Consider the following 26,027-nt stretch of genomic DNA (forward strand, 5'->3'; position numbering starts at 1 on the left):
TTAGAATATTATGACAACTCAAGAATTAGCAAATCGCTACAATGAACTTTTTCAAAAAAGGCAAGCAGCAGAAATTTATCAGGAGCTTTACAGTGCAGATATTGTTTGTACCGAACCTGAACATGCTTTGGCAATGGGTATCCCTACCATCACCAGGGGTATTGAAGCGGTTTTAGCAAAGTCAAAATCCAGAATGGAATTGATTGCAGAAGTACACAGTTTTTTTATCAGTGAAATTGTGGTTGGGGGCGACTATTTTAGCCTGGCGATGGGAAGGGACATGACTATGAAAAATGGCCAGCGTTTACAAGTTGCAGAGATAGCCGTTTTTGGCGTAAAGGACGGTAAGATCATAACCGAAACTTTTTTTTACTAGTAATAATAATTTGCAGGGCTGAGGATCATTCAGATGATCCTTTTTTATGTCTTTTAATGCTGGTTAAGGCGGTAAATGAGGGTATTATTCTGGTAAATGAAGTTAAACTACCCGTGAATCTAAGTGACTGACAATTTATTGCTTTAAAACATTTGTATTTTTTTTGACTACGACTAAGAGCGTTTTGGCTACGTTCACCGGGTTATAGTTGCAGACATTTGTGTCAAGAAAAATGACTTATGAAAATAATTGCAATTGAGGAACATTTGATCACGGAGGAGATTGTTGCAGCCTGGAAAAAGCTGAAAGGTGTGCAGGACCTTAGTATAAAAATGACAATGGGAAACGACTGGGAGAAAAGATTACTTTATACCGGGGAAGAGAGAATTATGGCAATGGATGAGGCTGGTATAGATGTTTTGGTGCTCTCAGTGACCACGCCCGGGGTGCAGGGCCTGATGCCGGATCAAGCGGTTGAGCTTGCACGCGGCGCAAATGACGTCATCGCTCAAACCATACGTCAGCATCCCGACCGCTTTCAGGGTTTTGCTACATTGCCTACCGGAGCGCCGGATGATGCAGTTCGCGAATTGAAGCGTGCCGTCCGTGAACTCGGATTGAACGGAGCAATGTTATTTGGGCGCACAGAAGATCGCCATCTGGACCATCCGGAATTTTTTTCCATTCTTGAAGCTGCTGCTGAAATGCATGCACCTATCTACGTGCACCCGCAGACACCTCCGGTAGTTGTACGCGAGGCTTATTACCAGGGCCTTGGTCCGGATGCGGAAATCTTTCTCGCTGCGGGTGGATTTGGATGGCACTACGAAGCAGGATTGCAAGTGCTTCGTCTGATTGTATCCGGCGTGTTCGAAAAACTTCCCGACCTCCAAATCATCCTGGGCCATTGGGGAGAGGTAGTGTTATTTTACCTCGACCGCATCGACGCAGTCTCTGCGAACTTAAAATTACCCCGACCAATATCTGATTATTTCAGGACTAACATCAGCATAACACCAGGTGGCATATTCAGCCAGCGATATCTAAAATGGACTATCGATGTATTAGGGGGAGTTGATCGTATCCTCTTTGCGTCAGACCATCCGTTTAATTTGTCAAAGCATGGAAGCGCACGCCGTTTTCTTGATGAAGCAGACCTGAGCATCGCCGATAAGGAAAAGATTGCCTTTGGCAATTGGGAAAAAATGTGGGCGAATATTCGCCGATAGCCCCGGCTATTGCCTTAAAAAAAGTCAGGCAGGAGAAAAGTTCTTTTTCCTGCGATTCTTTATTGCGATAAAGAGTGTCAGAGAAATAGTTAAACAATGTCCTTCGATAAAGCGAAGGACTATTGTTTATTGTTAAATTATTTGTAACAGTGTAACGAAAATAGAATATGTCAATTCAAACAAACGAACAGTTGATGGAAACTTTTGTAAGTTTCATTAACACCGCAGATAAAAAGTTAGGGAAGGAGATTATATCTCCTAAGGCCCTATTTTATGTGCCTTCCAATCCCATACCGATGCGCGGACTTGAGGGATACCTCCATATCATCGGTATGATGCGGTCTGGCTTCCCTGATATTCAGTGGACATTGGAAGATATGATCATTGAAAATGAGAAAGTCGCAGCACGTTTTACAATGCGTGGAACCCACCAGGGAACTTTTCTTGGTGTACCAGCTACGGGAAAGTCAATAGAGGCTCGGGCTATTAACATTTATTATTTATCAGAAAATCAGATTATTGAAGAATATGGACAACCGGACTTGCTTGGTTTAATGTATCAAATCGGAGCCATTCCCAGTAGGTAAAATGGCATAAAAATTAGAATAACAATTCCATCGGGACTAACCTTCCAATTTCGGAAAATTCGATATTGCTGAATCCAGGTTCAGCAATAATATTTTCTGCTTCCATAGGGTATATTAATTACCTACGCTAAGATTGCGTCACTAAGCTTCATCTCTATCTGAATACACCATAGCAATTATTTGTAAATAAAGATCTGATTTCCAGTAAACTCAAAGAAAAAGCGTTCGCAAATCTATACTGTAAAACCACTTTAGTATAATAGCTAATCTCTTTGGTATAATATAAAAAGATCGTATTCATCCTGTCCATAGTTTAGTATCAAATCAATAAAAATAACGAAGTCAACCTGTTTTTTGCATTGCATTTCTTGAACTTTCGGTCGCTAAGAAATAGCCGCCATCAGCTTCAAGTTAAAGAAATAACATTTAAAATGTGAAAGGAGAATGAAAAATATTATGAGATCAACGATACTTAATCATAAAATAATTAAGACAGATAATGACTACCGCCCAAATATTAAATTTGCTATACAAGGTTAGTATAACAATGGATACAGCGATCATAAATTACCTTTTAAAAACTGGAAATGCAATGGATTTTAATCTGTTAGAGTTTCTTTACCTGATAGGTTCATTTTTTTTAAAACGTATATCGCATATCATTTTTAACAAAACTATCGACCTATAAATCAATAGTTTTTTTACTGATCAAATTACAAATGATCATTCATCTCATCACTATGAAAAGACATCATCTAAGAAATCAGGAAGGCAAACTATTCATCGTCCTATCTGAACAGTTACGCTTTGAGCTTGAATCTAAAATGGATATGCTCTGGCTTACCGGTCAATTTAATATTTACATTAAAGCAGATTTTAAATCAGATTTATTGGTCGATGAATACAAAATAATGATCAATTGCGTAAAAGACGTAACGGACAGTATTAAGTTAGCAGTTATGAATATTTGTAGTGCGATAAAAGTTTGGTATGAGTTTTCTAAGTATGGTTATTGAATCTCTCTATGGAGGCGAGGGATAGTGGGATCTGGTAGCAAGCGGCTCATAGGTAAAAAAAGATATCTTTGTTCATACAATGCAAAAAAGAATAAAAGATATTCCTGTCAACGTCTTACCTGCGGGAACCAGGGAAGGAATTATGATTGCCAGAACATCAATTCATGGGTTACCCAACTCAAAAGAGGTAGAACGGTCACACCGGGACAATGGGTACGTTTTTATTTTGCAGGAAAAAGGAACAACTCATATTGAGATTGACTTTCAAATTCACCAGATAACAGCATCATCGGTTATCTATATCAACCCTAACCAAATACATCGGCTAATAGGCTTTGAAAATGCCACTATGAGTACCTGGATGATAACCAGTGAAAACCTTCAGCCAGAATATTTGAAATTGCTGGAGGGCCTCACACCGGTGGATGCATTGGTTTTAGATGAACAGACCTTCACTATGATTTCGGAAACAGCTACTCTTTGTGTGCAATTTTCTAAAAGAAAACAGGAGAAACTTTTTGGTTCCATCCTTAAAGAAAGTTGTAATACCCTGATCGCATTAGTTATATCTCAGTATTTAGCGCAACATCAAACAACTGATAAAACCTCCCGGTTCGGGGTGGTCACCAAAGCATTCAAATTACTATTAGAAAAGGATTTTGCAACTGTTAAGACCCCGGGAGCATACGCTAAGCGTTTGAATATATCGACGCCTTACCTCAACGAGTGTGTAAAAGCCACTACTGGTAATTCGGTTTCCGAACACATTCAGCAGCGTGTAATTCTGGAAGCAAAACGCCTGCTTTTTTATTCCAGCAAATCTGTAAAAGAGATTGCGGGGCAGCTCGGTTATGCTGATTATTCTTATTTTACCCGGCTGTTTGTAAAGCTTACAGGGATAACCCCAATAACCTTCAGAAGTAAAAACTTCGATTAGTCCTATAATAACCCTCTATCAACATTGTTTGAACTGAGCATTAGATGTTTCTTTACCGCTAACAAAAAAGGACATCAAATGAAGACAGAAAAAGCAATAAATCTCTTAGAAAATAAAAAAATCGCCATCATAGGCGGAGGCCCGGGGGGATTGACACTGGCAAGACTATTACAGTTTAAAGGGGCAGAGGTTAAAGTTTATGAACGTGACGCTAATAGAGCATCACGGGTGCAGGGTGCTATTGTAGATCTTCATTTTGATTCGGGCCTGAAAGTTATGGAAGCCGCAGGTTTGATGGAAGCTTTCAAAGCTAATTATATGCAGGGAGCGGATAAAACCCGAATGGTTGATCAGAATGCTCATGTTTACGTTGATGAACATAATGAAGTATCAGAGGTCAATTTTGGCGACAATAGATTCAGACCGGAAATTGACCGTGGAGCTCTTAGAAATGTTTTAGCGGATTCCCTTTTACCAGGTACTGTTGTTTGGGATAGCCAGTTTATCGGGATGGAACAAATAAATGGTAAGTGGGAAATCCAATTCAAAAATGGAACGAAGGCTGTTGCAGATCTCGTAATAGGGTCAGATGGCCACCGCTCTAAAATCCGGCCTTATGTAACAGATATTAAAGCAGCCTATTCGGGTGCAACAATTATTCAGGGCGAGATAGATCATCCTGAAAAAGATTGCCCTGAGGTATATCAATTAGTTGACAATGGCAGTCTGATTGCGATGGGTGTGGGAAAGACCATCGCCGTGCAACCCAGAGGTGATGGCGGGTTAACATTTTATGCTGCTTCATTATATCCGGAAAATTGGATAAAATTATGTGGAATTGATTTTGGCAAAAGTGAAGAAGTAAATGCCTTTTTGATGGAGTTTTATGAAGGATGGAATCCAGTATTTTTTACACTATTTAAAGCCTGTACTCACTTTTCCGCGAGGCCGTTAAATTATTTTCCTTTGGACCAAAAATGGGATGCCCAATCAAATATTACCATTATTGGGGATGCTGCCCATTTAATGCCACCGTCGGGAGAGGGCGTAAATACAGCCATGCTGGACGCTCTGGATTTAAGCCAGTGCCTTACCAGCGGTAAATTTAAAAATTTACAATCGGCTATTGCTGCTTTTGAAAAACAAATGCTGTCAAGAGCCTTTACGCTTGGGCAAGAGTCACTTGACGGGATAAAAGATTTTGCGTCCCCTACTGAAGAATCAGTTAGTAAACTTAAACTGCAATTTGAGCAAAAGGCATTAAACTAACAAACATCAAGATAATTTCTTACCCTACGTCAAATACAATTATTGTTTTTACGGACATTTTTGTGATGTCAATAATGACAACCTAAAATCTTTCAAAATGAAAAATCTTTTTATAACCGCAACACTTACGCTAACTATAATGGCCGGAACTACTTTATATGGCCAGGCACAGACAAAACAGGAAGTTCAGAAAATGCAGAAAGAATTGAAACAATTAACTGCAGCAGACAAATTAGTACAACAGCATTTAACAAGATTTGATACACTGGATTTTACAGTCTTCAGTAACCAGAAATGGGTGCGCATGCACGAGAGCCACGCAAAAGATATCAAAGTTTTCTGGCCCGACGGACATGTAACAGTTGGTTTGAAAAAACATATTGAAGACATGAAGGCTTTGTTTGTTTATGCTCCGGATACACGTATCAAACAGCATCCAATCCGTTTCGGTTCAGGTGAGTTTACGGCGGTAACCGGCGTTTTTCAGGGTACATTCACTAAACCAATGCCCATTGGTGGCGGCAAGTTTATCCAGCCGACCGGCAAAAAATTCAACATCCCAATGGCTACCATTGGAATTTGGAAAGACGGTGTGATGATAGAGGAACACTTATTTTGGGACAATAAGGCATATATGGACCAGATCCTGGCCAAATAATAAATAGCAGTACCATTCCCAAATTTAATAAACAAATGGAAGATAAAAATAGTACCGTAAAGGATACGGCTTTAGCATATAAGATCCGTGAGGCAAGCAGCGAAAACCGAAAGCCAGGTTTAATTTTATTACTGCATGGAGTAGGAAGTAATGAAGATGATTTGTTTTCCCTGGCCAGTAAATTCCCGACAGAATTTGTTGTTGTTTCTGCAAGAGCACCTTATACCATTGCTCCTGGTAGGTATGCATGGTTTCAGGTGGATATGTCTGCAGGCAAACCGGTGATTAATCCTGAGCAAGCAGAAAAAAGCAGGCAAGTCTTGAATATATTCGTTAAACAGCTAATTGAGCTTTATGATATAAATGCTGATGAGGTATTTATAGGTGGATTTAGCCAGGGGGGAATCATGTCCTATAGTGTTGGTTTAACTTTCCCTGAGAAATTTAAAGGGATTTTTATTTTGAGCAGCCGCTTATTGCCAGAGGTAAAACCACTGATTAAACCCGGGCCGGCACTGGCACAGTTGAGGGTTTTTATTGCCCATGGCAAACAGGATGCTGTGTTGAGGCTTAGTTATGCTGATGAAGCAAAAGATTATTTGCGGGGTCTTACCCCGAATTTGGTCTATCATGAATATGAAATGGGGCATACCATTAATGAAAGAGAGCTTGATGACCTCTCCATTTGGCTGCAAACCTCCCTGGAAAAAAATGCTTATTAATTATTAGATTGCAAGGGTGAATGATGCCCTATGATATCAACCCTGCTTTTTGAAAGTTTTAATAAATACGCCAGGATCAGTGAAACTGATTTTGAAGTGATAGAACAGCATATTACCAAACGTTTCGTAAAGAAAAGAAAGACCTTACTCATGCAAGGTGAAGCTAGCCGATACATATATTTTGTTGAAAAAGGTGCTCTTCGGTCTTATTCGATAGATAAAGTTGGTAATGAGCATGTATTACAGCTGGCTATTGAAGGGCACTGGATAGCTGATTTATCCAGCTTCGTAAGTCAATCACCTGGAAATATTAATATTGAAGCGATTGAAGATAGTGAGGTTCTATTGTTGCCTCATCATGATCTGGAATCATTGTTCGAACAAATTCCGCAGATGGAACGGTTCTTTCGACAGCTCTACCAGCGGGCTTATGTAACTTTACAACAGCGACATCATGCTGCACAAAGCGATCATGCCGAAGAAAGATACCGGCAACTGATCCATGAACATCCTTACGTCGCTGCCCGTATTCCGTTGATTTATATTGCTTCATATTTAGGTATAACGCCAGAAAGCCTGAGCCGGATCAGGAAGCAGCTTTTCAGTTAAATACTTCAAAGACTAAAGCAAAATAGCCTATTTAGGAATTTGCAATCAATAAGGGGAAAATATTTTTTAAATTCCTTTGCTCAATTCCTTCTTCGCCGTTTGAGACTTTGTCGGCTTCTTTTTTACGAAAATCTGGCTAACCCAGCGAATATTCATTTTACGATGATCTGGCTAACCCGGTATATTAACAATATGCTGAATGCAGATATCAATTATCATAACCCTACTTTCCCTTCCGCCAATTGAGAAGGTGAATATCCAAACAATTTCTTGAAGGCAAATGAAAAATGAGACAATCCTTCAAACCCCAGGTCCATATAAATTTCAGATGGTCTTTTGTTTGCTTTGTCGATGAGGAAATATGCATCTTCCAAACGTTTTCGCACCAGCCAGCGACTGGGCGAATCATCAAATACGGTATTGAAATCTCTTTTGAAAGCCGATAAACTTCTTCCTGTAAGGTAAGCAAAGCGTTCAATACCTACGTTAAAGCGGTAATTGCGGTTCATAAACTCTTCCAGATCTATTTTTGCAGGTATACCATAGTCAAAGAACACCCCGGATAGTTCGGGTTGTAATTGCAATAAAATAAGCAGTAATTCTTCCCGTTTGACATCAAAAAAAGCATTGTCCATTTCTCCCCGATGGTTGTAATAAGGTAATAAAGATTGGATAAAATGCGGGATCAAATTATTCTCCGGTAATCCCAAAAATGATTCATCCGATTTGAAAGGTGATGAAACAAACTTGTGTTTTTCCTGGAATTTTCTCAAAAATGATTCATCAAACACGAAAATTATCTTTTCTGCCTTATGGTTGTCTTTTCCCTGGTTTAAACGGCTCAAACGATTTTTGCGGACAATTCCATATTCAGCTGTCCGCAAGGTATAATCTTTACCGCCGTAATAACCACTCATCGTTCCGTTTACCATATAAAAAAAGAGGTGCTCGGCAATAAATTGTTCTTGCGTTATGGCAGGTCCGATAAGGCAGGTTTTGTTGACAGAAGTTTTCATTTCGTATTAAATTTCTCCCCTCGCGGGTTTTGTTTTTTTACCGCCGGCTATTGGGCACCGATCACAAAATTACATAGTTTTTGCCTGTTGTTTATGATTTAAACTTTGATAAAAAACTCCTTGTCTGGGTAACTACTTCATCTTGAAATGCTGGTCTGCGCACCAATTCAGAACCTAACATGTGTTCCCCTTTTTCATCATAATAGACTCCAGTTTCGTTAGAAGACCCTGTAAGTACATCGGCCTCCAGTTTTGCAGCTAACTTAGGTGTGCTCCAGTATTTCAAATGGGGGGCAAGCAATGGCAGCAAGTAATTAGCCAAAAAACGGAAAAAGGCGTTAGCATCCCGGCCAAGGCCGGTATTAGGCGTAAATCCTGGCTCAATGGCATTGATACGTAACCTTGGGTTTTCCCGTGCCAGCGCGAATGTTGCCGCCAGAATGCATTGTTTGGACGTTGCATAGGCATCGGCACCTGGCATTTTAGATCCTCCGGCCATCCATTCGCCGCGAGCGCTTGCTTCTACAGACAGAAAACGCCCACCACGGAAGCCCGCCGTCTTTGCTGGTTTTCGCTCAGGATCTTCTACACCTGATGCTACAAAGGCAACATGTGCACCATCAGGCAGATGGGGAAGGAGTGCTTCGGTTAGGGCGAAAGGGCCCAGATGGTCGGTTGCAAAAGTCATGTCCCAACCCTGGGCATTTTTTGTAGGACGCATTTGCATAATGCCAGCATTGTTCAATAAGCCAGCAAGAGGAAGTTGAAGCGCAATGATTTCATTGGCTGCGCGTTTCACGCTGGCCATATCTGAAAGGTCGCACACTACGGCAAAAGCTTGTTGGCCTTTTTGGTTTATTGAATTTTTTAACTCGTGGAGTTTTATTCGGTCGCGACCCACCAAAACGACTATATTCTTTTTAGCTATTTCAAAGGCCGCCAGCTTACCAAAGCCGGAGGTGGGGCCGGTAATAATGTATGCTTTTTTATCTTCCAACATTGTATTTGACATGATTTTCACTATTTAATTAAAACTATACCACAAATATCAGCTGTATAATTTTAATCTGTTTGCGTGAAAAGCCCAATGTTATTGTCGCTAAAAGCCCAGGATAGATTGCTAAGTTGCTAGCATAATCCTTTTTCTACATCCTTCTTCGCCTCCAGCAGAAATTTTTTGACTTCTTTCAGTTGCTTGATTTTAAGATCAACTTCGTTGATCTTTTTATCCACTATTTCTACTTTCGCACTGAGCGTTAGTTTTTCATCAAACCATTCCTGTAATAGGGTATTGATTTCAGCTAAGCTGAAACCTGCTTTTTTTGAGGCTATAATCCAACTTAAGGTTTCTACCAGGATTTCATCATACTGTTTGTATGTATTGGATTTTACGGTTTCATCGGTATTGCCTTTTATCAATCCAAGATTCTCATAGTACCTCAATGTATGGATGGTAACTCCTGTTCGTTTTGATAATTCGTTGATTAGCATGATCCTGTGATAATGTTGATAACTATAGTTGATGTATAGACTATACTCTATACTTGTATATTGTAAAACTACTATCTAACATTGCCAAATCAAAATTCTTTTATCTAAAACAAATATTTGAAATGAAAAATTTAGCAATCATTGGAAGTACAGGTTCCACCGGGAAAGAATTAGTCCGACTAGCATTAGAATCAAACTATTACGTTACAGTTGTTGAAAGATCTTCAAATTCTATACCGGTGCAGGGAAATTTAAAAGTAGTAAAAGGAGATGTCACTGATTTGGAAAGCCTTGTATCATCCCTCCGAAATATTGATGTTGTAATCAGCTGCTTTGGCCCGGCTAAACATAAAGAAGTGGGTAATTTAATGTCTTTAGGAGCCACCAACATTGTAAAAGCCTGTGAACTCAATAGTGTAAAACGTTTTGTTTTTATGAGTGGGTTTGTACAATCAGACGGCGAAGAGTTTTCTCTTTTGACCAGGCTGGCCATTAAGGTATTCCGTATTTATTATAAGGATTCTTACAAAGACAAAGTGATCGCTGAAGCAGCTATAGAAAAAAGTAAAATGGAGTGGGTGATTGTCAGGGCTTCGGGTTTAGCTCACAGCCAACCTACTGGACTATACAAGGCCGGAGTTAAAGAGGGCATATCTTTTAACCTGATGTCATATGCTGACTGTGCGTTATGTTTGCTTGATGCTGTAGAAGAAACCAGGTGGACAAACCAGATCATCAACGTGGGTAAATATTAGTACCCAGGTTGAGACATCTGATCATCGTTATAGCACATGAGGGTTACTAACAATGCGCTCCACCTCTTTAAAATTATCAGGGCTATATCCATCAAATTTTTCTACTATGATTCCATTTTTGTCAATCAAGAATGAAGTAGGCATAGCTTGAACGCCATAAAGGGTTTTAATTTTCCCTGACATTCCGGCCATGTCAGAAACATTGTACCATATAATTCCATCAGCCTTAGCGGCAGCTTCCCATTCTACTTTATTAACGTCTAATGAAAAATTAACAAGAGCTACATTCTTTGATAGTGAATCATAGTTTTTACTGATCTCTTTGTTTTCCATTCTACATGGTCCACAGCCAAGGCTGCCGAAAGTCAGATAGATGTATTTATCCTTAAGCGCGGATAGTTTAAATGGTTTACCCTGGATATCCAGTACTTGAAAATCCTTAAAATGATCTCCTTTTTTGACAAGGTTTTCTGAGATGAAAACCTTTAGAGCTACTGCATTGCCCGTGTTTTTCAGAAATGCTGGTAAAGCTTTATAGAGGAGGACTACAGAATCCTTTGGGATAGAATTTCTGTTTCGATAAATAATATCAAGGCCGAGGTAGGAGTCAATATGTTTTTTTCCAAAGGACACGTAAATATTCATAAAGGCATCATTTGCCACATTAAATACTTTAACTAGTCTGGATCTCTGGATGCTGTCTACATATAATTTTCTGGTGACGCTATCATAAGCAGAAAGGTAGACCCGCTCATATTTTCGCTCAAGCTGATCCAATTGGGTTTGCAAAGTTTGCTCTTTACCGCCTGTGGCAATATAGTTTGTCTTCATCTCAGTGATGGGCGATTTAAAAGTCATGGCAATATTTTCTACCTGTACAATTGCATAAAAATTACACCCTTGCCCGCTTTTTTGCCCCAGTATTTAATAGCAGCACTATCCTTTGGTGTGAAAAAGCCAAATATTGGCCTTCTTGTCATCACGAAATTCAGCTTACCAGCGGATTTTATTGAATCCCTTACCTGCTTGTCAGTAAGTATAATTTTGTCGTCAATTACAAAGATTCCTTTATATCGTTTTACCTGTCCTGTGCTATCAGGAACCAGGTTAAACTTCACTGTGTCAGTAGTTGCATCGATAGTTATTTTGGATAGTAACCTACGAGCGGTAGCAGCTTTGTGTACTACTTTTTTTACTGGTTTAGCAATTAATAAGGGTAGCTCTTTTGTGGACTGAGGTATGGAAATGTTTTTGGTGATTAACTGCTTTAGCCTGGTTTCCATAACTTTGTTCTTTTTAGATCCTGTAAACGCAGATAGCAAAAGCACAGCCGGCAAAAATAAAAAGTACCCGCTCGCCCTTGCTGGCTGCGGTGCCGATCTGTTCATCATATGGATCCGCTCTTTCAATTTTGAAGAAAAGAAAGAATTTGCAGGAAGATATATGGGCGTTTTTAAAGCAGTTGCAAGCAGGGTAAGTTGGTAGCTTTTGGCATCAACCCCGGTATTCAGTGTAGCCTCATCAGCCAAATATTCAAGGTTTAGTTTTACCTGTCGATGATATAAATAGATTAGCGGATTGAACCAGAGAATTATACAGGAAATTTCGGTGAGTAATACATCCAGGCTATGCCATTGTCTGACATGTGCACACTTATGTAAGATGATTTGACGATATCTTTCTGAATCAAATGTAGAAGGTGAAATCACGATATAATGGAAAAAAGAGAAGGGAGAAGTAGAAGAGGATGGATCACAATAGATTATTCCGCGGTACTTTTTTCTACTGCTTTTTTTAATGATCATTGCAAGCTGAATCAGGTGCCATATAAAAGCAAAAAACAAGGCGATAATTACTAATACATAAACTTTGATAGCTAACCCAGGGTAATCAAAAGGTACCTGATGTTTTGATACCGTGCCGGGGCCTAAAGGGACTATCTGCAATGGATGTCCTGAAGAGAGAGAAGGCCTGACCTGATTTTGTGCTTTCAGTAACGGTTGTCCAAAATTTAAAGCAGGGGAAAGAGGAAATATAAAACCAGCAAACAGGACAACTATAAGAATGAACCTATTTGCTACCAAAAACTTCTCTTTTCTAAAAAACAGATAGTATAATAGAAAAAGTACAGTAAATACAACATTAACTTTAACCAGGTAGGAGAGTAGGTTTTCCATGATTATTTGTTTTTCTTTTCTATCAATTCCATAATTTCTTTTAATTCTGCTACAGAAATTTCTTCCTGTTCTGCAAAAAAGGTAACCGCATTTTTGATGGAATTATTAAACAAGCCTGCTAGCAGCGGTTTTACAAAACGTGTTGTATATTCTTTCATGGAAATTGCAGCGGAGTAACGATGGGTAGTTCCAAAATCTTCAATCTTTAAAAAACCTTTCTCTGCAAGTCTTCTCATCATAGTAGAAACAGTACTGATATGTGGCTTAGGATCAGGTAATGATTCTCTAACTTCTTTTGCAAAAACTTTCTTTTGTTCCCAGGTGATCTTCATCAATGCTTCTTCTTTTTCACTTAGTCTTCGTTTCATACTGCAATGTAGAATTAATAATGTAATTTATCAACTACAATTGTAATTTAATTTTTAATTGTTTTTATAGCTGAATTTGAGATCATTGAGAATACGAAACTGATGGTGATTTGCTAGGTGTCAGGGTTTCGGGTTTATCACACAGTCAGCCTACTGGGCGGTGCAAGGCAGGAGTTAAAGAGAGCATATCTTTTAATTTGATGTCTTATGCTAACTGTGCCTTATGTTTGCTTGACGCTGTAGAAGAAACCAGGTGGACAAACCAGATTATCAACCTGGGAAAGTATTAATACTGATAATTAGCTAATTATGGCCAGCTATGGTTGCGTTAATCGCATGCAGCAATGACAGGTCGCCAGTAGTATCCTGTAACAATTGCCACATCATTACGCCACCAGCTTTTTGTAAAGCCAGCTGTACTTTGGATTTAATGGTGGGTATTCCATTGTAATAAATAATGCCTCCTCCAGGTAATGTTACCTGATCTGTGTTTTCAGCCCCAGGATATTGGGCAACCAAATTTTTAAAGCTAATGCTGGAAGGTGCGTTTGTTCCAAAACCATAACCGTAAAAAGGTACGCCAAGATTAAGCTTATCTTTTTTTATACCTCGAGTGGTACTCCAATAGGTTAAATCGTCCACTGCCATATCATAAGGCGCATCCTGACCAGGATTTGAAAGGTTCCAGGGACCGGTTTTATCATAAGACATGATATTGATAAAATCAAACTGGGATAAAGCTTTATCTGTGTATTGAGTGCCATAAGCTGTAGCCACTGCTGCGGTGATCATTTTGCCTTTTAGTTTTAAGGCAGCAGCAAGTCCCGTAACAAAATTTTCATAGTTGTTATCAATGCGTGTGCTTTCCAAATCGACATCTACCCCATCAAAACCATTAGTTACAGCGACCTCTACCAGCTTTTTTATAAAGTCATTACGACTGCTGTCTGCCAGTAAAGTAGCATAATATGCTGGTGCAGAGCCTCCGCCAATAGAAGCCATAACTTTAACATTTTTTTGATGGGCAGTGGCAATGATAGTGCTTAAACCGCTGAATACCGGAAAATTGCCATTTTGATCAGGATTGATAAAAGCGACATTAAGATGGGTTATCCTGGTAAAATCAAAATTCGCTGCATTTCCTGCTGCAATATCAGATTGTAGCAAGTAGCCAATGATTTTAAAACCGGGGTTTTTTCCAGGAACAGTCAATGTTATGCCTGCGCTGCTTTTTTGTACCCCTAAAATTACCACAATAAATAAAACTGCAATCCAAAATCTGTTTTTCACTTCTGTTCTTTTTGCTAATCTATTAAATTAACATTTTATCTGCAAACCTCCATTGTGCTGTTATCTCATTGCCAAAGGGATTTGATGGGTTGGGGGAGGAAACGCCTGATCAACTAAATTGAAATCATTAAACCTTCAATTTATATTCCTGAATTGTGTAGGGGTTTTTCCGGTTTTTTGTTTAAAAAGTTTGTTAAAATATTGAGGGTAATCAAAACCTAATGCATATGCAATCTCACTTACTGATTTATCGGTACTTAATAAAGTGCTTTTGGCTTGTTCGATTAAATAGAAATGGATATGGTCCTGAGCATTTTTGCCGGTTTCCTTTTTGAGTAAATCGCTTAAATAATTAGGTGATAAGTGAACCTGATCAGACAGATACTTTACGGTAGGTATGCCTGTTATGTGTATATTATTCGAGGTAAAGTGTTCTGTGAGAATTTTCTCTATTTGGAAAACTACTGAATGATGGGAATTTTTCCTGGTAATAAACTGCCGTCCGTAAAAACGGGTGCAATAATTTAGCAGCAGTTCGATTGTCGAAACAATAATGGCTTGGCTATATACATCTATGTTTTCTTTGAGTTCACTATCAATTTTAACTACAAAGTCATACAACACTTGCTGTTCCTTTTCCGATAAATGAAGTGCTTCCGATGTTGTGTAAGAAAAAAAGCTGTATTCGTTCATTTTGTCATTCAATGAAGTCGCCCTGATCAGATCAGGATGAAAGAACAATCCCCAACCCGTTATATTTTCTGACGCTTGATCCTCATTTTCAATCTCAATAACCTGGTTAGGTGCCATGCAGATCAAACTTCCATTCTGGAAATCGATCATCTTGCGCCCATATTTAATGTTGTTTTTGGGATAATTTTTGAACATCATGGAGTAGTAATCTGCAGAAATTTTCAGCTCACCATCTGTGTGTTTTTTCACCTTGCTAAAATCAACCACACCAATTAAAGGATGCTGGATATGCTGATGCAATCCAAATAAGTCAAACATTTCTGAGATCGTTTGCAGATGAATAAAGTTGCTCATTAAATATAGCGTTTTCGTAAATATCAGGAATATTGAAGCCATTACCTATGCAATAGCTTCAATATTCATTTTAAGCATGAATTAAATTCCAAAGGTGGCTTTTATTCCTGCCATAAAAGATTCATCATCATATTGTTTCCGGTTTGCGACCATGACCCCGGCATCTTCTCCTGCGGTATACCGGAGTTGATTCTTACCATCAGTCGCTGCCTGGTAAATGACCTGAGCGATTACACTTGCTGGTGATGCGTGCTGAAATAATGACTGCATCGCCGACATGACCTTTCCAATGAGGGGTTGGTATGCTGTAAGGGATTCATCGTTACTGAAATCAAGGGAACGACCTGTAAAGTCAGTGTCAATAGCTCCAGGCTCGATAATTTTTATATTCCCTCCAAATTGTTCTACTTCATATTTTAAAGATTCAGAAATCCCTTCCACGGCAAATTTCGTTCCGTGGTACAAAGCACCTAAGGGAAAAGTCATTTTGCCCCCAATAGAAGAAATATTAATGATCATTCCACTCTTATTTTCACGAAAATGCGGTAGTACTGCTTTGGTGACATCTAAAAGACCAATCACATTGGTATTAAACTGGCGGAGAATTTTTTCTCTTGGAAAAGACTCTAAAGACCCATAGGCACCGTAGCCTGCGTTATTGAGTAAGACGTCAATCTTACCAAATTGATGTAGACCCTCATTCATACCGTTGGTTATAGAATCTAAATCCAGAACGTCTATTTTAGTCACCAAAACATGATCTAATGAAGTCAGTTCCGTCTCGTTTTCCGGGTTACGCATCGTTGCAATAACGTTCCAACCTTCACGCTGAAATAATTTTGCGGTTTCTTTTCCTAAACCACTGCTTGCTCCTGTTATTAAGATTGTCTTTCTCATTTCGTTGATTTTAATATGGTAAAGATCGGAACAACGATTAGATGGCAGATAAGACGAATTCAGGAGATTTGTATAGTTTTTACGGATTAACGTTCAAAAAACTGCCTTCTACCCACAAATCTGTAGGAAGGCTTAATGCCTTAGATTTTTCATGTGATTAATTATCTGCGTGTTTGATAGAAAATTATCCTTGATGAAATTTAAAACAGTCTATTCTGGCAACTTGGTAATAACAGTGATTTTTTTCGAAATTATTGTAACCTGTTAATTGAAACATCGTCTTATTTACGCATACAGGTTTTAAACAGTTAAACATCAATTTTTATTAAATATGAAAAAGTATAATCAAACTTTCTTATTTGTGTATTCATTATTAGTAACCATAGCATTTACCGGAACAGTTTTTATGGCCTTTAAGCAAGCGCCTTCTCAACTGAAAGTAAAGGAATTAGAAGCGGAACAAATCAAGATAGTTGAGCCTGATGGAACAGTACGACTACTGCTTTCAAATCGCAAAAGGTTTCCAGGGACGAGCATGACTGTTAATGGAAAATTGGTGACTGAAGAACGGCCGCAGGCTGGAATGCTTTTTTATAATGATGAAGGGGCTGAAAATGGAGGTTTAATTTTTGGGGGTAAAAAAAATGTTAAAGGGCAGGTGATCGATGCTGGCGGAAGCCTATCTTTTGATAGGTATGCAGGCAATCAGGAGGTACAACTTGTTGGGGTAAATGACAGTGAAAACCGCTTTGCCGGGCTTAGAATATCAGATAGTCATCCAGATACAAAAAAAGATCCGTCAAGAATTTGGGTTGGGCGCGACGAACAAGGTAATTCAGAAGTTGCCCTAATGGATTCTATTGGTAAAAAACGACTTGTTTTAAAGGTTGAAGCAAATGGTAAAAGCAGCATCAGCTTTTTGGATGCCCAGGGGAAAGAAGTAAACTCATTTACTCCAACAAACAAATGATAACTGGTATAAAAATATATACGGAATAAACCCCCATAATATTGAGGATAATCACGAAGATATTGCTGAAAAATTCCCTTTTTGACCATGTACCTGATGCTTCTTGTTATGAATCATCAACCCCTTTTTTGTATGGACTTATTGGCTTGCAATTTGCTTGATATTTAGTTGTTAGAACCATATGCAACGGCAAACAGATATATTACCGGCGATTTTGTCTATCGCTGCACAGCGTGGCCCTGAAAAAAGTACCTGTCCATCCGAAATTGCCCGTATGCTGTTTCCTGACGACTGGCGTAAACACATGAAAAACGTAGTTGATGTGGCTATTGATTTGCATAATCAAGGTAAGGTGGTGATCACACAGAAGGGGATACCTGTTGATGTGAATCATATTAAAGGACCTATTCGCATTAAAATCATTTGACCCTGATGTTGTAGAATAGAGTAAATCGAACTAAAACATTAAATTTTTTCTTAATTAACCATTAATGCTTCTTAGTATGCATACGTAATGTATTCAGCGTGCTCATCCTGCTTCGTAAAACCTAAACGTTTTAATACATTTTGCGACTTAATATTTTCTATCTCGGTTATCGCGATAACCTTTTTGAGCCCGATAGTATTTTTACCAAAAGAAATAACAAGTTCCAGTGCTTTAGTCATATATCCCTTTCCCACAAAAAAGGGCTTTAAAAGATACCCGAGCTCGCCAGTATTGTCAGCAAAACCACGATAGTATCCACAGGTGCCAACGATAGCAGCACTTTGTGTATCCACAATAATCCAGTGAATCGAATTACCCTGGAGGTAATCCTGGTTTATTCTTTCGTGCATTTCTATTGCTTGATTAAGAGTAGTTGCCTGAACACCATCATAATAAGAAATGTCTATAATCTCTTTGGCATCAGCGGTAGTGACCTGGCGCAATATAACGTCACCAGATGCGAGTATTGGAAAATTTGGATATGGAGGATAACTATACATTAAACTAAAGCATTGATCAAATATAAGGTAAACAGACCAGCAATTGTTGGTATAGCTATAATTTGTGGTAGTTTCAAATGAGTTAATCATAAAGTGCTGCGTGAAAAGACAATCGATCATTTACTCACAATCCATACGGTATAAAAACAATATGAAGCGGGAATTGGTTGATGAACTGATCAATCTCTATACTGAAATGACTTCTTATTTTACCATCCGATATGTATTTTAGCCATGAATGAGCAGCCTTCTTATTTGAACTTCGACAAACCTTCATACGCATGGAAACCCGACATCGATTATCGCAACCATCCTGAACTTTACCATGTTGGAAAAGGCGAACAGGGTGTTTTAATTTGCCAGCCTTATAAAAGCGAAATTGGTATAAACTGGCGTTTCAAGACCGAGGAAATAGCACAGACCAGTGCAGGGAAAATTTATCAGCAATTCTTAAGTTATTTGAAGGACGGTGAGTTTGTGGGTGCAGATATGGCACGTAAATATTTGCAAATGGGATATACCCGTGCACGGCGTTATGCAAATTATAAAGGCGGAAAAAAGTATGATGCGACAAATGATTATGCGCATTTGGAACGCGGCACCGGTGATCCTGAGAAAGCGGCTGCGGCCGCCATTTTTTATAAGCAATGGAAAGCCGCGGAAGCCAACGGAGAATATGCTAACCAGAAAAAACAATGGAAACATGAAAGGGGTTAAAAAACAAGATTTACCTGAAAAGTTGTGCATTACCTGCGGCCGGCCTTTTACCTGGCGGAAAAAGTGGGAAAAGGTTTGGAATGAAGTAAAATACTGTTCGGATAAATGCAGGCAACAACGTAAAACTATTTCTTAAATTTGATTAGTCAAGTTGAGCTATTACCTGTATGAAAAACAACTCCTATAACTTCGGAAACAAAACAAGGCTTATTCTTTTTTTAAGCTTCCTCTTATTCTTTTCATTATTTATTGTGGATGCTCAAAGAAGTTTTGCGCAATCCAGGAGCGGTTTGGGGATAAGTTTCGGCGAGAACAAACCATTTGCATATGCTTACAAATTTGGCACCAGCGTAGCGTTGCAGGGCAATATCGCTTTTAACAGCAAATGGGGTTTTGAACCATCAATAGGGTAAGACAGGGTAAATGGAAAAAGGTCTTTGTTCAGTGGCCCCGACGGTCCCATGTATATTCGAGAAGCAGAGTCGTTAGATTTGGCTCATATAGACCTGGCAGTGAGGTATTACCTGATCCCCGATTTTTTTGTGAGACTTGGACCAACCTTTTACACGGCCGGCGGCAATGAAGATATTGCCGGTTTAGGAATAGGAGGTACGGCTGGTTTAGGCTATCAGCTGATGCTGGATAAACGAAATAAGTTTGAATTTGTATTTAACACCGATCTGATCAAAGTAGAAAGGGGATTTGGCGATGGGCTTATCCCGATAGCCAGTTTAAAAATTGCCTATGCTTTTAACTTCCGTGATCTTTAGGATAAAACCAACTCTGTATCAACGCCCTCAATTCTCGGAAAGATTGCGTCAGCTGGATTTATCATCTTCCAATATAGAAATCCACTCAGGTAAAATACACATTAACGACTTTAGGGAAATCGCTGATATTTTGAACTAATGAAAGGTTAGTTTTAATTCGTTGATTGTGTTCGGCTGATCACCGCATGGATTCCCAAATTAAGCGGCGTGCCAGATGAAGTTTATGTTGTAAGGGGACACGTTTCTGGCGCCCCCTTGATAATTAAAATTATAATCTCGCCAATTCCGGCTCTGATTTACCTTCTAAGAGTGCAATCATTTTTTTACCAACGGCACTTGCCGATGCAGGGTTTTGACCAGTAACCAGGTTTCCATCAACTATGCTATTTGAAGACCAGGGTGTAGCTTCATGAAATATAGCTCCCTGTTCTGTTAAGGCTGTTTGAAGATCAAAAGGAACATCTGCTTTTGCGTAGTTTTCTTCTTCTTCGCTGGTGAAAGAAGTGATATTTTTATCTTTAAGCAGATACGTTCCATCACTTAATTTAACATTAAACAATGATACCGGGCCATGGCACACTGCACCAACTATGGCATTACGCTCATAAGTTTCTTTGATTACTTGTTTAAGAAGTGGGTTTTCGGGGAAATCAACCATTGGGGCAAGGCCACCAGGCATAAATATAGCATCATACACACTTACATCAATTTCTTCAAGTTTGCGGTTATGCTGCATTTTATCCCAGCCGCCGCCGTTTAGGAACTCTGCGTTCATCACTTCATCCTTTGCTTCCAGATTATCCAAACCAGGTACTTCTCCGGTTATACTCGCAAAGTCGATTTCATAACCGGCATGATCAAACTCAACATAAGGGTGGGCTACTTCATCAAGAAATACGCCTGTTTTTCTGTGTTTCGGTCCAATAACTGTTGCATTAGAAACGATGATTAATATTTTTTTTAACATGACATTGTGTTTTAGAAGTTGGTTAAACATTTACGAGATGGTTTTTATCTGGCTGATTAATACAGCTTTTTTACGCTGGATACTTCGCGGATTTCCAGGTGCGGAACAATCTGTCCGACTACTATTTTCTGGTAATGTGCTGAATTTTTATGGGCATCAGCGGCGTCAGTGTCAACATACCGCTCATGAAGGATAAGGACATTCGTGTCTTCTACCGACTGGTAAATGTTGTAAGCAAGATTTCCTTTTTCGGCCCTTGTTTTTTCTACCAGCTCCGGTAACAGGCCCAGTATCCTTGAAGTTTCATTTTCTTTGATCTTCCATTTTACGATTACTTCTTTTTCCATTTTTTTAATATTCGAGTGGTTAAATTGGTTTGTTGTTTACAGCTTCCCGCTGTTGACATGACAAAACTCCGTTTAAAAGAGAAGAAAGGTCTGTGACCTGCATCACATTAAAAATGCAACCCAAATTATGTGATGCAGGTCACAGAAATGGCTCATGCTGCTGATTGTGAGACAAGTCACACCTCTCTGGGACTAGAAATTAATATGCTTATTATCATTTCGCAATTACTAAGATCATTTTCCGATAATCCAATTCAGCCGGTATACTCCAATTATTTTAATCATTACTTTAAAGGCAGGGGATTTCTGCCGATTGATTAAGAAACTTGAATGTGATTACTGTATAAATGTATATGTATAGTGGTATTCTGTATAACTTTCTCCGTGATCATGGCTGTAGTTTTGTCTTATTAAAACTATAAAGTAATGTCAAAGACAATTTTTATTACGGGTGCATCCCGCGGGTTTGGAAAAATATGGGCGGAAGCCTTTTTAGATCGTGGTGACAATGTTATTGCCACATCAAGAAATATGAACGGTTTAACGGATATGGCCTCCAGATATGGAAATGCTTTCTTACCCTTAGAACTTGATGTAACTGACAGGGCAGCCTGTTTCGATGCTATTGCAAAAGCAAATGCACATTTCGGTAAGATTGATGTGGTAATCAATAATGCGGGAATGGGTGTTTTTGGTGCAGTAGAGGAAACTGAAGAGCAGTCGGCCAGAGATATTTTCGATGCTAACTTTTTTGGAACCTTATGGATGACGCAAGCTGCTTTACCTATTCTAAGGGCACAGGGACACGGACATATTATTCAGTTATCCAGCGCCCTTGGTATCTATGCGTTTGCTACAGTAGGCCTTTACAGTGCAACTAAATTTGCTGTGGAAGGGTTGAGTGAAGCGCTTGCACAGGAAGTAAAAGGGTTGGGTGTTCATGTCACTATCGTAGAGCCTAACGGATATGCCACTGACTTTAACAGCGCTTCTGTTCAAAGCAATGCTATTGCCGCTTATGATACGATGAAAGCCGAATTATATGCCCATCCTGAATTTTCAGCTGCTGATGTTTACGGAGATCCGAATGCAACTTCTGAAGCCATCTTAAACCTTGTAGATACGGCCAATCCACCATTGAGATTGATTTTAGGAAAGAAAGCACTTCCTTTAGCTCAATATGTTTATGCCGATCGGCTTGCTTTATGGGAAAGCTGGAAGGATGTTTCAATTAAAGCCCATGGTTTATAATTGAAAGAATTAATCGTAAATTTATTAAATAGTTAGCCCGTGCTCAATACATGGGCTAACTCTAATTGTAAAAATCATGCATTTTAAGAGCTTAAGTGATATTCATCGCTGTAACGATTATCCCGCACCAGAGAATCCTCTGCTTACACTGTTTACATGTAATCCGCTACGGAGTGTTTCCAGCTATGAGGTGACAACTGATTTTTATATCATCTCCTTCAAAAAATTTAGCAGCGGAGAAGTTAGGTATGGGAAAACCCGCTATGATCATGAAAGCGGCTCGATGTACTTTTTAAAGCCTCATCAGACGATACAAATGAAGGACATCGCCTTAGATGGTGATGGTTTTGAAATATGGTTTCATGAAGATTATCTGAGCGGTCATCCTTTATATACGGAGATAAAAAAGTATAGTTATTTCAATTATGAGCTGAATGAAGCGCTTCACGTCTCTTCAAAAGAGCAACAGATTATATGGGAACTTTATGAAAAGATAGCCACTGAATATCATAATAACCAGGATGAATTTACCCGCGATATCATTCTTGGACACATTGCATCTATTCTTAAGTATTCTATGCGTTTTTATAAACGGCAATTTATCAACCGTTTTATACTTTCAGGGACTACTGTAACTAAGTTCAATGAAGTATTGTCGGCATATTTTGAAAAAGGTTTGCTGCAGGAAAAAGGTTTACCAACGGTAGCTATGTTTGCAGCTGAACTAAATTTGTCTGTACGTTACCTGAGTGATTTGCTGAAACAGGAAACCGGCAAGACGGCGATGGATCTGATACAAATGTTCCTGGTTTCAGAGGCTAAGAATTTACTGAATCAGGGAGATCATACTATAGCTGAGACCGCCTATCTGTTAGGTTTCGAAAATCCACCTTATTTCTCCCGCTTATTTAAAAAAGAGACTGGTATGAGTCCTAAGCAGTTTAAAAATCAATATCCGAATTAATAAGCAAGTGCTTAGTTTGAGTAACAGAGGAATTTAATTTATTTATAATAAAGCAGTAAACATAAAGATAGTTGTGAATGAAAATATTGATACTGATAATTGTTCAAGAATTGGTCAACCAACCTATGATAGGGGCCTGTAACTACTATTTGCGTGAAAAAAATTTAAACGCCAGCAAACAAATAACCGTTCCTACAGTATAAGCTATCATGTCGCTCCAGAGAAAACCATGACCCAATACTAAGCCACCTAGCGTTGTATTTCTAATCTGATTGATCCAGGGCGCCTGATAAAGTTGGCTGAGTTCAATACAATAACATATTGATAAACTGATGAGTGCGACGGTTTTATAATTTAGCCTGATCAAGAGAAACCTGATGATCAGGAACATCATTACTGCATATAATACATCACCGGTAATTGGCGGTATGGCCGCTACTTTTCTCGATAAGATACCTAATGCGATCACGATAATGACTAATAGGGCATAGGTTGATCTTATCCTCCAATTTCTGCTTTTGACTTGATGATAATGCTGATTACTATTCACCGTGTATTTTAAAATGCTTAATAACTAAAATTATGGCTTGAACGCCTTCAAAGCCTGTCCGTTAAAAAAAAGGATGCTTTTATGATCTATCTTTCATAATGTTGAGTATGTCTTAGTCTGAATGTATTTGATTTTCTGCTTCCGCAGTGTCTTGCTGGGCTTTTGATCCATATTCAAACATTTTAACTTCATAGTTTTGAATGGCTTGCTGGATATTTTCAAACAGTCCGTTTGTTAGGTTTTCAGCTAAATAAAGGGCGTCCAAAAATCCAATATTTACACCTATTCCCGCAAAGGGTGGCATCACATGTGCCGCATCTCCAACTAATGTAATATTATTTTTTGTCTTCCAGGATTGGTCAAGTGACATTTTTCGCATGGGTAAAAGCGTAAAGGCTGACGTTGCCCCAAACAGTTCTTTATAGCTTTCATTCCAATTTGCCAATAGATCATTTAAAAAGGAAACAACTGTGTTTTTATCTTTGAAATTTAAATTGTGTTCCTTCAGCCAGTTTTCAGGTTTTTGAAATGAAACATAATAATTTAATGCTCCATTGGCTTTATTTTGTGAGAAAAGCATTTTTTGTTCACCCATCACCATTAAATTTCCATCTCCACAAATTTCCATAAAGTTTGGGCATTCGATATTGGGCTGCAGAACCTCACCCTGAATAATAATTGTTCCTGTATACTCAGGATTAGCATCTGTAACATGCTTTCTAAAGTTACACATTCCGCCATTCGCTCCAATTACTAAATCAACGGTTTCTACTATGTTGCCATCAAAATATAAATTATAGCCTTCTTTATGTTTTTCCAGCGAAATAAATTTCCTGTTCCAAACAACTGTACCGTCGGTTAAATTTTCAATCAGTAATTTCCTCAAATCATTCCTGTCAATTTCGGGCCTGTCATAAAGGTGTTCATCGTCTGGAAATTCTTCCATAACAATTTGGCCATCAATATTTGCTGCCCTTTCGCCAGTTGGTTTTGGCAATTTTGTAGAAAGCATCTATAAGCCCTGCTTTTTCTAGTGCTTTTTGTCCGGTTTCTTTGTGGATATCCAATGTGCCGCCCATAATTCTGGCATTTGCACTTTCATCGCGTTCGTATACTGTTACCTCTGCACCTGTTGTTGCAAAAGTTTGGCAAGCATTAAACCAACAGGGCCACCACCTATAATGCCTACTTTTTTATTTTTTAATAACATGATATTTTTATTTTATGAATAATTAGCCAGCAAAGCCTATTGAGCCACTGGATACACCACAAAATTACTTCTTGCCGATGGCAGAAACTTGAATAAATCGGTCGTTTTTGTTTCTGTGCAATTCTCTTGGGTTTACACCTGATAGTTTTTTTACTTCTCTACTGAAATGTGCCTGATCGGAATAATTTAATTCAGGGAAGAGCTCACCCTTTTTGATTTGTTCAAAAGATGCCCGAAAACGAAGGATATTACGGTAAGCTTTTAATGATATTCCTATGTATTGGGTAAAGTAGCGGTTTATTTGTCGGCTGTTCCAAAATGATTTTTCTGAAAAAGCTGCAATGGTCAGTTCTCCATTTGATGAATAAATCAAATCGAATAGTTTTTGTTTTCGATGGTCAATGTTAGTCGGAATTAACATTTTAATTTTTTGAGAAGCTTTAAGGGAAAAAGCATTAAAATCATTGAGGTCGGATTCTTCAAAATCCCAGAAGTTATTTGGTAATTGTTCAAACTTGTTGATCAGCGTTGCTATAGATTTATGCAATAAGTATTCGGCTGCCAGAAGTTTGAAACTAATAAAAACCATCTTTGTATGAGCTTCAATTTTTCTTTTATCGTACAATGTGCCAAGACCAAGTAAGTAAATTTGAAATGGTTCGTCCTTATCTTTTGTAAGAACTAAATCGAAATTTGCATCAGGCATCACAATAACGTCTTTTTCCATTCCTGTTGAATTTTCAACCATCCAAAAACATTCAACAAACTCTGTTAACGATTTGTCGGGCAGATTTCTTTGGTATTGGATTTCGACATTTCTCATCTGATATTGTTTTGACATACAGGGTTA

34 protein-coding genes are annotated in these 26,027 nt (G+C 38.7%); 18 read left to right on the forward strand and 16 right to left on the reverse strand.

What is annotated here, in order from left to right:
• Positions 1-10: 10 nt before the first annotated feature.
• The 9 genes from GSQ84_RS18630 to GSQ84_RS18670 all read left to right on the forward strand — a co-directional run bounded on the left by GSQ84_RS18630 (position 11) and on the right by GSQ84_RS18670 (position 7,403).
• Positions 11-376, forward strand: a complete 366-nt coding sequence (locus GSQ84_RS18630) for a nuclear transport factor 2 family protein (RefSeq protein ID WP_158798799.1) — start codon at positions 11-13, stop codon at positions 374-376.
• 239 nt (positions 377-615) lie between these two features.
• Positions 616-1,605, forward strand: a complete 990-nt coding sequence (locus GSQ84_RS18635; RefSeq protein WP_158798800.1) for an amidohydrolase family protein — start codon at positions 616-618, stop codon at positions 1,603-1,605.
• Positions 1,606-1,799: 194 nt separating this feature from the next.
• Entirely contained in the window at positions 1,800-2,192 is a 393-nt protein-coding gene (locus GSQ84_RS18640) for an ester cyclase (protein WP_216848974.1), read from the forward strand.
• Positions 2,193-2,932: 740 nt separating this feature from the next.
• Positions 2,933-3,208, forward strand: a complete 276-nt coding sequence (locus tag GSQ84_RS18645) for a hypothetical protein (RefSeq protein WP_158798802.1) — start codon at positions 2,933-2,935, stop codon at positions 3,206-3,208.
• A gap of 79 nt (positions 3,209-3,287) precedes the next feature.
• A complete protein-coding gene (locus tag GSQ84_RS18650; RefSeq protein WP_158798803.1) occupies positions 3,288-4,145 on the forward strand; it encodes an AraC family transcriptional regulator in 858 nt (285 codons plus the stop codon).
• A gap of 78 nt (positions 4,146-4,223) precedes the next feature.
• Positions 4,224-5,414, forward strand: a complete 1,191-nt coding sequence (locus GSQ84_RS18655; protein WP_158798804.1) for an NAD(P)/FAD-dependent oxidoreductase — start codon at positions 4,224-4,226, stop codon at positions 5,412-5,414.
• A 97-nt stretch (positions 5,415-5,511) separates the two neighbouring features.
• On the forward strand, positions 5,512-6,072 hold the full coding sequence (locus GSQ84_RS18660; RefSeq protein ID WP_158798805.1) for an ester cyclase: 561 nt from the start codon (positions 5,512-5,514) through the stop codon (positions 6,070-6,072).
• 35 nt (positions 6,073-6,107) lie between these two features.
• Positions 6,108-6,794, forward strand: a complete 687-nt coding sequence (locus GSQ84_RS18665; RefSeq protein WP_158798806.1) for an alpha/beta hydrolase — start codon at positions 6,108-6,110, stop codon at positions 6,792-6,794.
• Between the two features lie 30 nt (positions 6,795-6,824).
• Positions 6,825-7,403: a Crp/Fnr family transcriptional regulator gene (locus GSQ84_RS18670; RefSeq protein WP_158798807.1), complete on the forward strand. Its 579-nt coding sequence runs from the start codon at positions 6,825-6,827 to the stop codon at positions 7,401-7,403.
• A 215-nt stretch (positions 7,404-7,618) separates the two neighbouring features.
• Here the strand turns inward: GSQ84_RS18670 and GSQ84_RS18675 are convergent, their stop codons facing one another.
• From GSQ84_RS18675 to GSQ84_RS18685, 3 genes are all read right to left on the reverse strand, one after another.
• Complete coding sequence (locus GSQ84_RS18675; RefSeq protein ID WP_158798808.1) at positions 7,619-8,419, reverse strand: AraC family transcriptional regulator; 801 nt, start codon at positions 8,417-8,419, stop codon at positions 7,619-7,621.
• 91 nt (positions 8,420-8,510) lie between these two features.
• Positions 8,511-9,431, reverse strand: coding sequence for an SDR family NAD(P)-dependent oxidoreductase (locus GSQ84_RS18680; RefSeq protein WP_158798809.1), 921 nt, complete (start codon positions 9,429-9,431; stop codon positions 8,511-8,513).
• A 116-nt stretch (positions 9,432-9,547) separates the two neighbouring features.
• A complete protein-coding gene (locus tag GSQ84_RS18685; RefSeq protein ID WP_158798810.1) occupies positions 9,548-9,910 on the reverse strand; it encodes a MerR family transcriptional regulator in 363 nt (120 codons plus the stop codon).
• Positions 9,911-10,032: 122 nt separating this feature from the next.
• Here GSQ84_RS18685 and GSQ84_RS18690 point away from each other — a divergent pair, with 122 nt between their 5' ends.
• The gene (locus tag GSQ84_RS18690) at positions 10,033-10,665 is read left to right on the forward strand and encodes an NAD(P)-dependent oxidoreductase (RefSeq protein WP_158798811.1); all 633 of its coding nucleotides are present in this window, start codon (positions 10,033-10,035) and stop codon (positions 10,663-10,665) included.
• Positions 10,666-10,692: 27 nt separating this feature from the next.
• Here the strand turns inward: GSQ84_RS18690 and GSQ84_RS18695 are convergent, their stop codons facing one another.
• The 6 genes from GSQ84_RS18695 to GSQ84_RS18720 all read right to left on the reverse strand — a co-directional run bounded on the left by GSQ84_RS18695 (position 10,693) and on the right by GSQ84_RS18720 (position 16,444).
• Positions 10,693-11,496 (reverse strand): TlpA disulfide reductase family protein, encoded by an 804-nt coding sequence (locus GSQ84_RS18695; protein WP_158798812.1) that lies wholly within the window; start codon positions 11,494-11,496, stop codon positions 10,693-10,695.
• Positions 11,497-11,534: 38 nt separating this feature from the next.
• The gene (locus GSQ84_RS18700) at positions 11,535-12,842 is read right to left on the reverse strand and encodes a M56 family metallopeptidase (RefSeq protein WP_158798813.1); all 1,308 of its coding nucleotides are present in this window, start codon (positions 12,840-12,842) and stop codon (positions 11,535-11,537) included.
• Between the two features lie 2 nt (positions 12,843-12,844).
• Positions 12,845-13,210, reverse strand: coding sequence for a BlaI/MecI/CopY family transcriptional regulator (locus GSQ84_RS18705; protein ID WP_158798814.1), 366 nt, complete (start codon positions 13,208-13,210; stop codon positions 12,845-12,847).
• Between the two features lie 303 nt (positions 13,211-13,513).
• Entirely contained in the window at positions 13,514-14,500 is a 987-nt protein-coding gene (locus tag GSQ84_RS18710; protein WP_158798815.1) for a glycosyl hydrolase family 18 protein, read from the reverse strand.
• A 135-nt stretch (positions 14,501-14,635) separates the two neighbouring features.
• Positions 14,636-15,547 (reverse strand): AraC family transcriptional regulator, encoded by a 912-nt coding sequence (locus GSQ84_RS18715; protein WP_158798816.1) that lies wholly within the window; start codon positions 15,545-15,547, stop codon positions 14,636-14,638.
• Positions 15,548-15,628: 81 nt separating this feature from the next.
• Positions 15,629-16,444 carry an SDR family oxidoreductase gene (locus GSQ84_RS18720; RefSeq protein WP_158798817.1) on the reverse strand — a complete coding sequence of 272 codons (816 nt, stop codon included), beginning with the start codon at positions 16,442-16,444 and terminating at the stop codon, positions 15,629-15,631.
• A 331-nt stretch (positions 16,445-16,775) separates the two neighbouring features.
• Here GSQ84_RS18720 and GSQ84_RS18725 point away from each other — a divergent pair, with 331 nt between their 5' ends.
• Positions 16,776-17,414: a hypothetical protein gene (locus tag GSQ84_RS18725; protein WP_158798818.1), complete on the forward strand. Its 639-nt coding sequence runs from the start codon at positions 16,776-16,778 to the stop codon at positions 17,412-17,414.
• A gap of 181 nt (positions 17,415-17,595) precedes the next feature.
• Positions 17,596-17,841, forward strand: a complete 246-nt coding sequence (locus GSQ84_RS18730) for a DUF3253 domain-containing protein (RefSeq protein WP_158798819.1) — start codon at positions 17,596-17,598, stop codon at positions 17,839-17,841.
• Positions 17,842-17,912: 71 nt separating this feature from the next.
• On the opposite strand, the gene GSQ84_RS18735 is transcribed toward GSQ84_RS18730, so the two are convergent.
• Positions 17,913-18,491 (reverse strand): GNAT family N-acetyltransferase, encoded by a 579-nt coding sequence (locus GSQ84_RS18735; protein WP_216848976.1) that lies wholly within the window; start codon positions 18,489-18,491, stop codon positions 17,913-17,915.
• A gap of 144 nt (positions 18,492-18,635) precedes the next feature.
• Here GSQ84_RS18735 and GSQ84_RS18740 point away from each other — a divergent pair, with 144 nt between their 5' ends.
• From GSQ84_RS18740 to GSQ84_RS18755, 4 genes are read left to right on the forward strand one after another with little or no spacing between them, the layout of a single operon-like run.
• A complete protein-coding gene (locus GSQ84_RS18740; protein WP_158798820.1) occupies positions 18,636-19,118 on the forward strand; it encodes a DUF4385 domain-containing protein in 483 nt (160 codons plus the stop codon).
• Complete coding sequence (locus GSQ84_RS18745; protein ID WP_158798821.1) at positions 19,105-19,254, forward strand: DUF2256 domain-containing protein; 150 nt, start codon at positions 19,105-19,107, stop codon at positions 19,252-19,254. The genes GSQ84_RS18740 and GSQ84_RS18745 overlap by 14 nt, the downstream gene beginning before the upstream one ends.
• Positions 19,255-19,285: 31 nt before the next feature.
• Entirely contained in the window at positions 19,286-19,531 is a 246-nt protein-coding gene (locus GSQ84_RS18750) for a hypothetical protein (RefSeq protein WP_158798822.1), read from the forward strand.
• A 48-nt stretch (positions 19,532-19,579) separates the two neighbouring features.
• Positions 19,580-19,888 carry a hypothetical protein gene (locus GSQ84_RS18755; protein ID WP_216848978.1) on the forward strand — a complete coding sequence of 103 codons (309 nt, stop codon included), beginning with the start codon at positions 19,580-19,582 and terminating at the stop codon, positions 19,886-19,888.
• A 268-nt stretch (positions 19,889-20,156) separates the two neighbouring features.
• Here the strand turns inward: GSQ84_RS18755 and GSQ84_RS18760 are convergent, their stop codons facing one another.
• Together GSQ84_RS18760 and GSQ84_RS18765 are read right to left on the reverse strand one after the other, a co-directional pair.
• Entirely contained in the window at positions 20,157-20,855 is a 699-nt protein-coding gene (locus tag GSQ84_RS18760; RefSeq protein WP_158798824.1) for a type 1 glutamine amidotransferase domain-containing protein, read from the reverse strand.
• A gap of 56 nt (positions 20,856-20,911) precedes the next feature.
• Positions 20,912-21,202: a putative quinol monooxygenase gene (locus GSQ84_RS18765; RefSeq protein ID WP_158798825.1), complete on the reverse strand. Its 291-nt coding sequence runs from the start codon at positions 21,200-21,202 to the stop codon at positions 20,912-20,914.
• Between the two features lie 426 nt (positions 21,203-21,628).
• Here GSQ84_RS18765 and GSQ84_RS18770 point away from each other — a divergent pair, with 426 nt between their 5' ends.
• Together GSQ84_RS18770 and GSQ84_RS18775 are read left to right on the forward strand one after the other, a co-directional pair.
• Positions 21,629-22,453, forward strand: coding sequence for an SDR family NAD(P)-dependent oxidoreductase (locus tag GSQ84_RS18770; protein ID WP_158798826.1), 825 nt, complete (start codon positions 21,629-21,631; stop codon positions 22,451-22,453).
• Positions 22,454-22,529: 76 nt separating this feature from the next.
• Positions 22,530-23,417, forward strand: coding sequence for an AraC family transcriptional regulator (locus GSQ84_RS18775; protein WP_158798827.1), 888 nt, complete (start codon positions 22,530-22,532; stop codon positions 23,415-23,417).
• A gap of 145 nt (positions 23,418-23,562) precedes the next feature.
• On the opposite strand, the gene GSQ84_RS18780 is transcribed toward GSQ84_RS18775, so the two are convergent.
• From GSQ84_RS18780 to GSQ84_RS18790, 4 genes are all read right to left on the reverse strand, one after another.
• Positions 23,563-23,967: a DUF2809 domain-containing protein gene (locus tag GSQ84_RS18780; protein WP_216848979.1), complete on the reverse strand. Its 405-nt coding sequence runs from the start codon at positions 23,965-23,967 to the stop codon at positions 23,563-23,565.
• Positions 23,968-24,079: 112 nt separating this feature from the next.
• On the reverse strand, positions 24,080-24,979 hold the full coding sequence (locus tag GSQ84_RS18785) for an NAD(P)/FAD-dependent oxidoreductase (RefSeq protein WP_216848980.1): 900 nt from the start codon (positions 24,977-24,979) through the stop codon (positions 24,080-24,082).
• 105 nt (positions 24,980-25,084) lie between these two features.
• Entirely contained in the window at positions 25,085-25,177 is a 93-nt protein-coding gene (locus tag GSQ84_RS27915; RefSeq protein ID WP_216848982.1) for an FAD-dependent monooxygenase, read from the reverse strand.
• A 64-nt stretch (positions 25,178-25,241) separates the two neighbouring features.
• The gene (locus GSQ84_RS18790; RefSeq protein ID WP_254070909.1) at positions 25,242-26,018 is read right to left on the reverse strand and encodes an AraC family transcriptional regulator; all 777 of its coding nucleotides are present in this window, start codon (positions 26,016-26,018) and stop codon (positions 25,242-25,244) included.
• Positions 26,019-26,027 lie beyond the last annotated feature (9 nt).

Origin of the sequence: Pedobacter sp. L105 (assembly GCF_009765875.1) — a bacterium.
GTDB lineage: Bacteria > Bacteroidota > Bacteroidia > Sphingobacteriales > Sphingobacteriaceae > Pedobacter.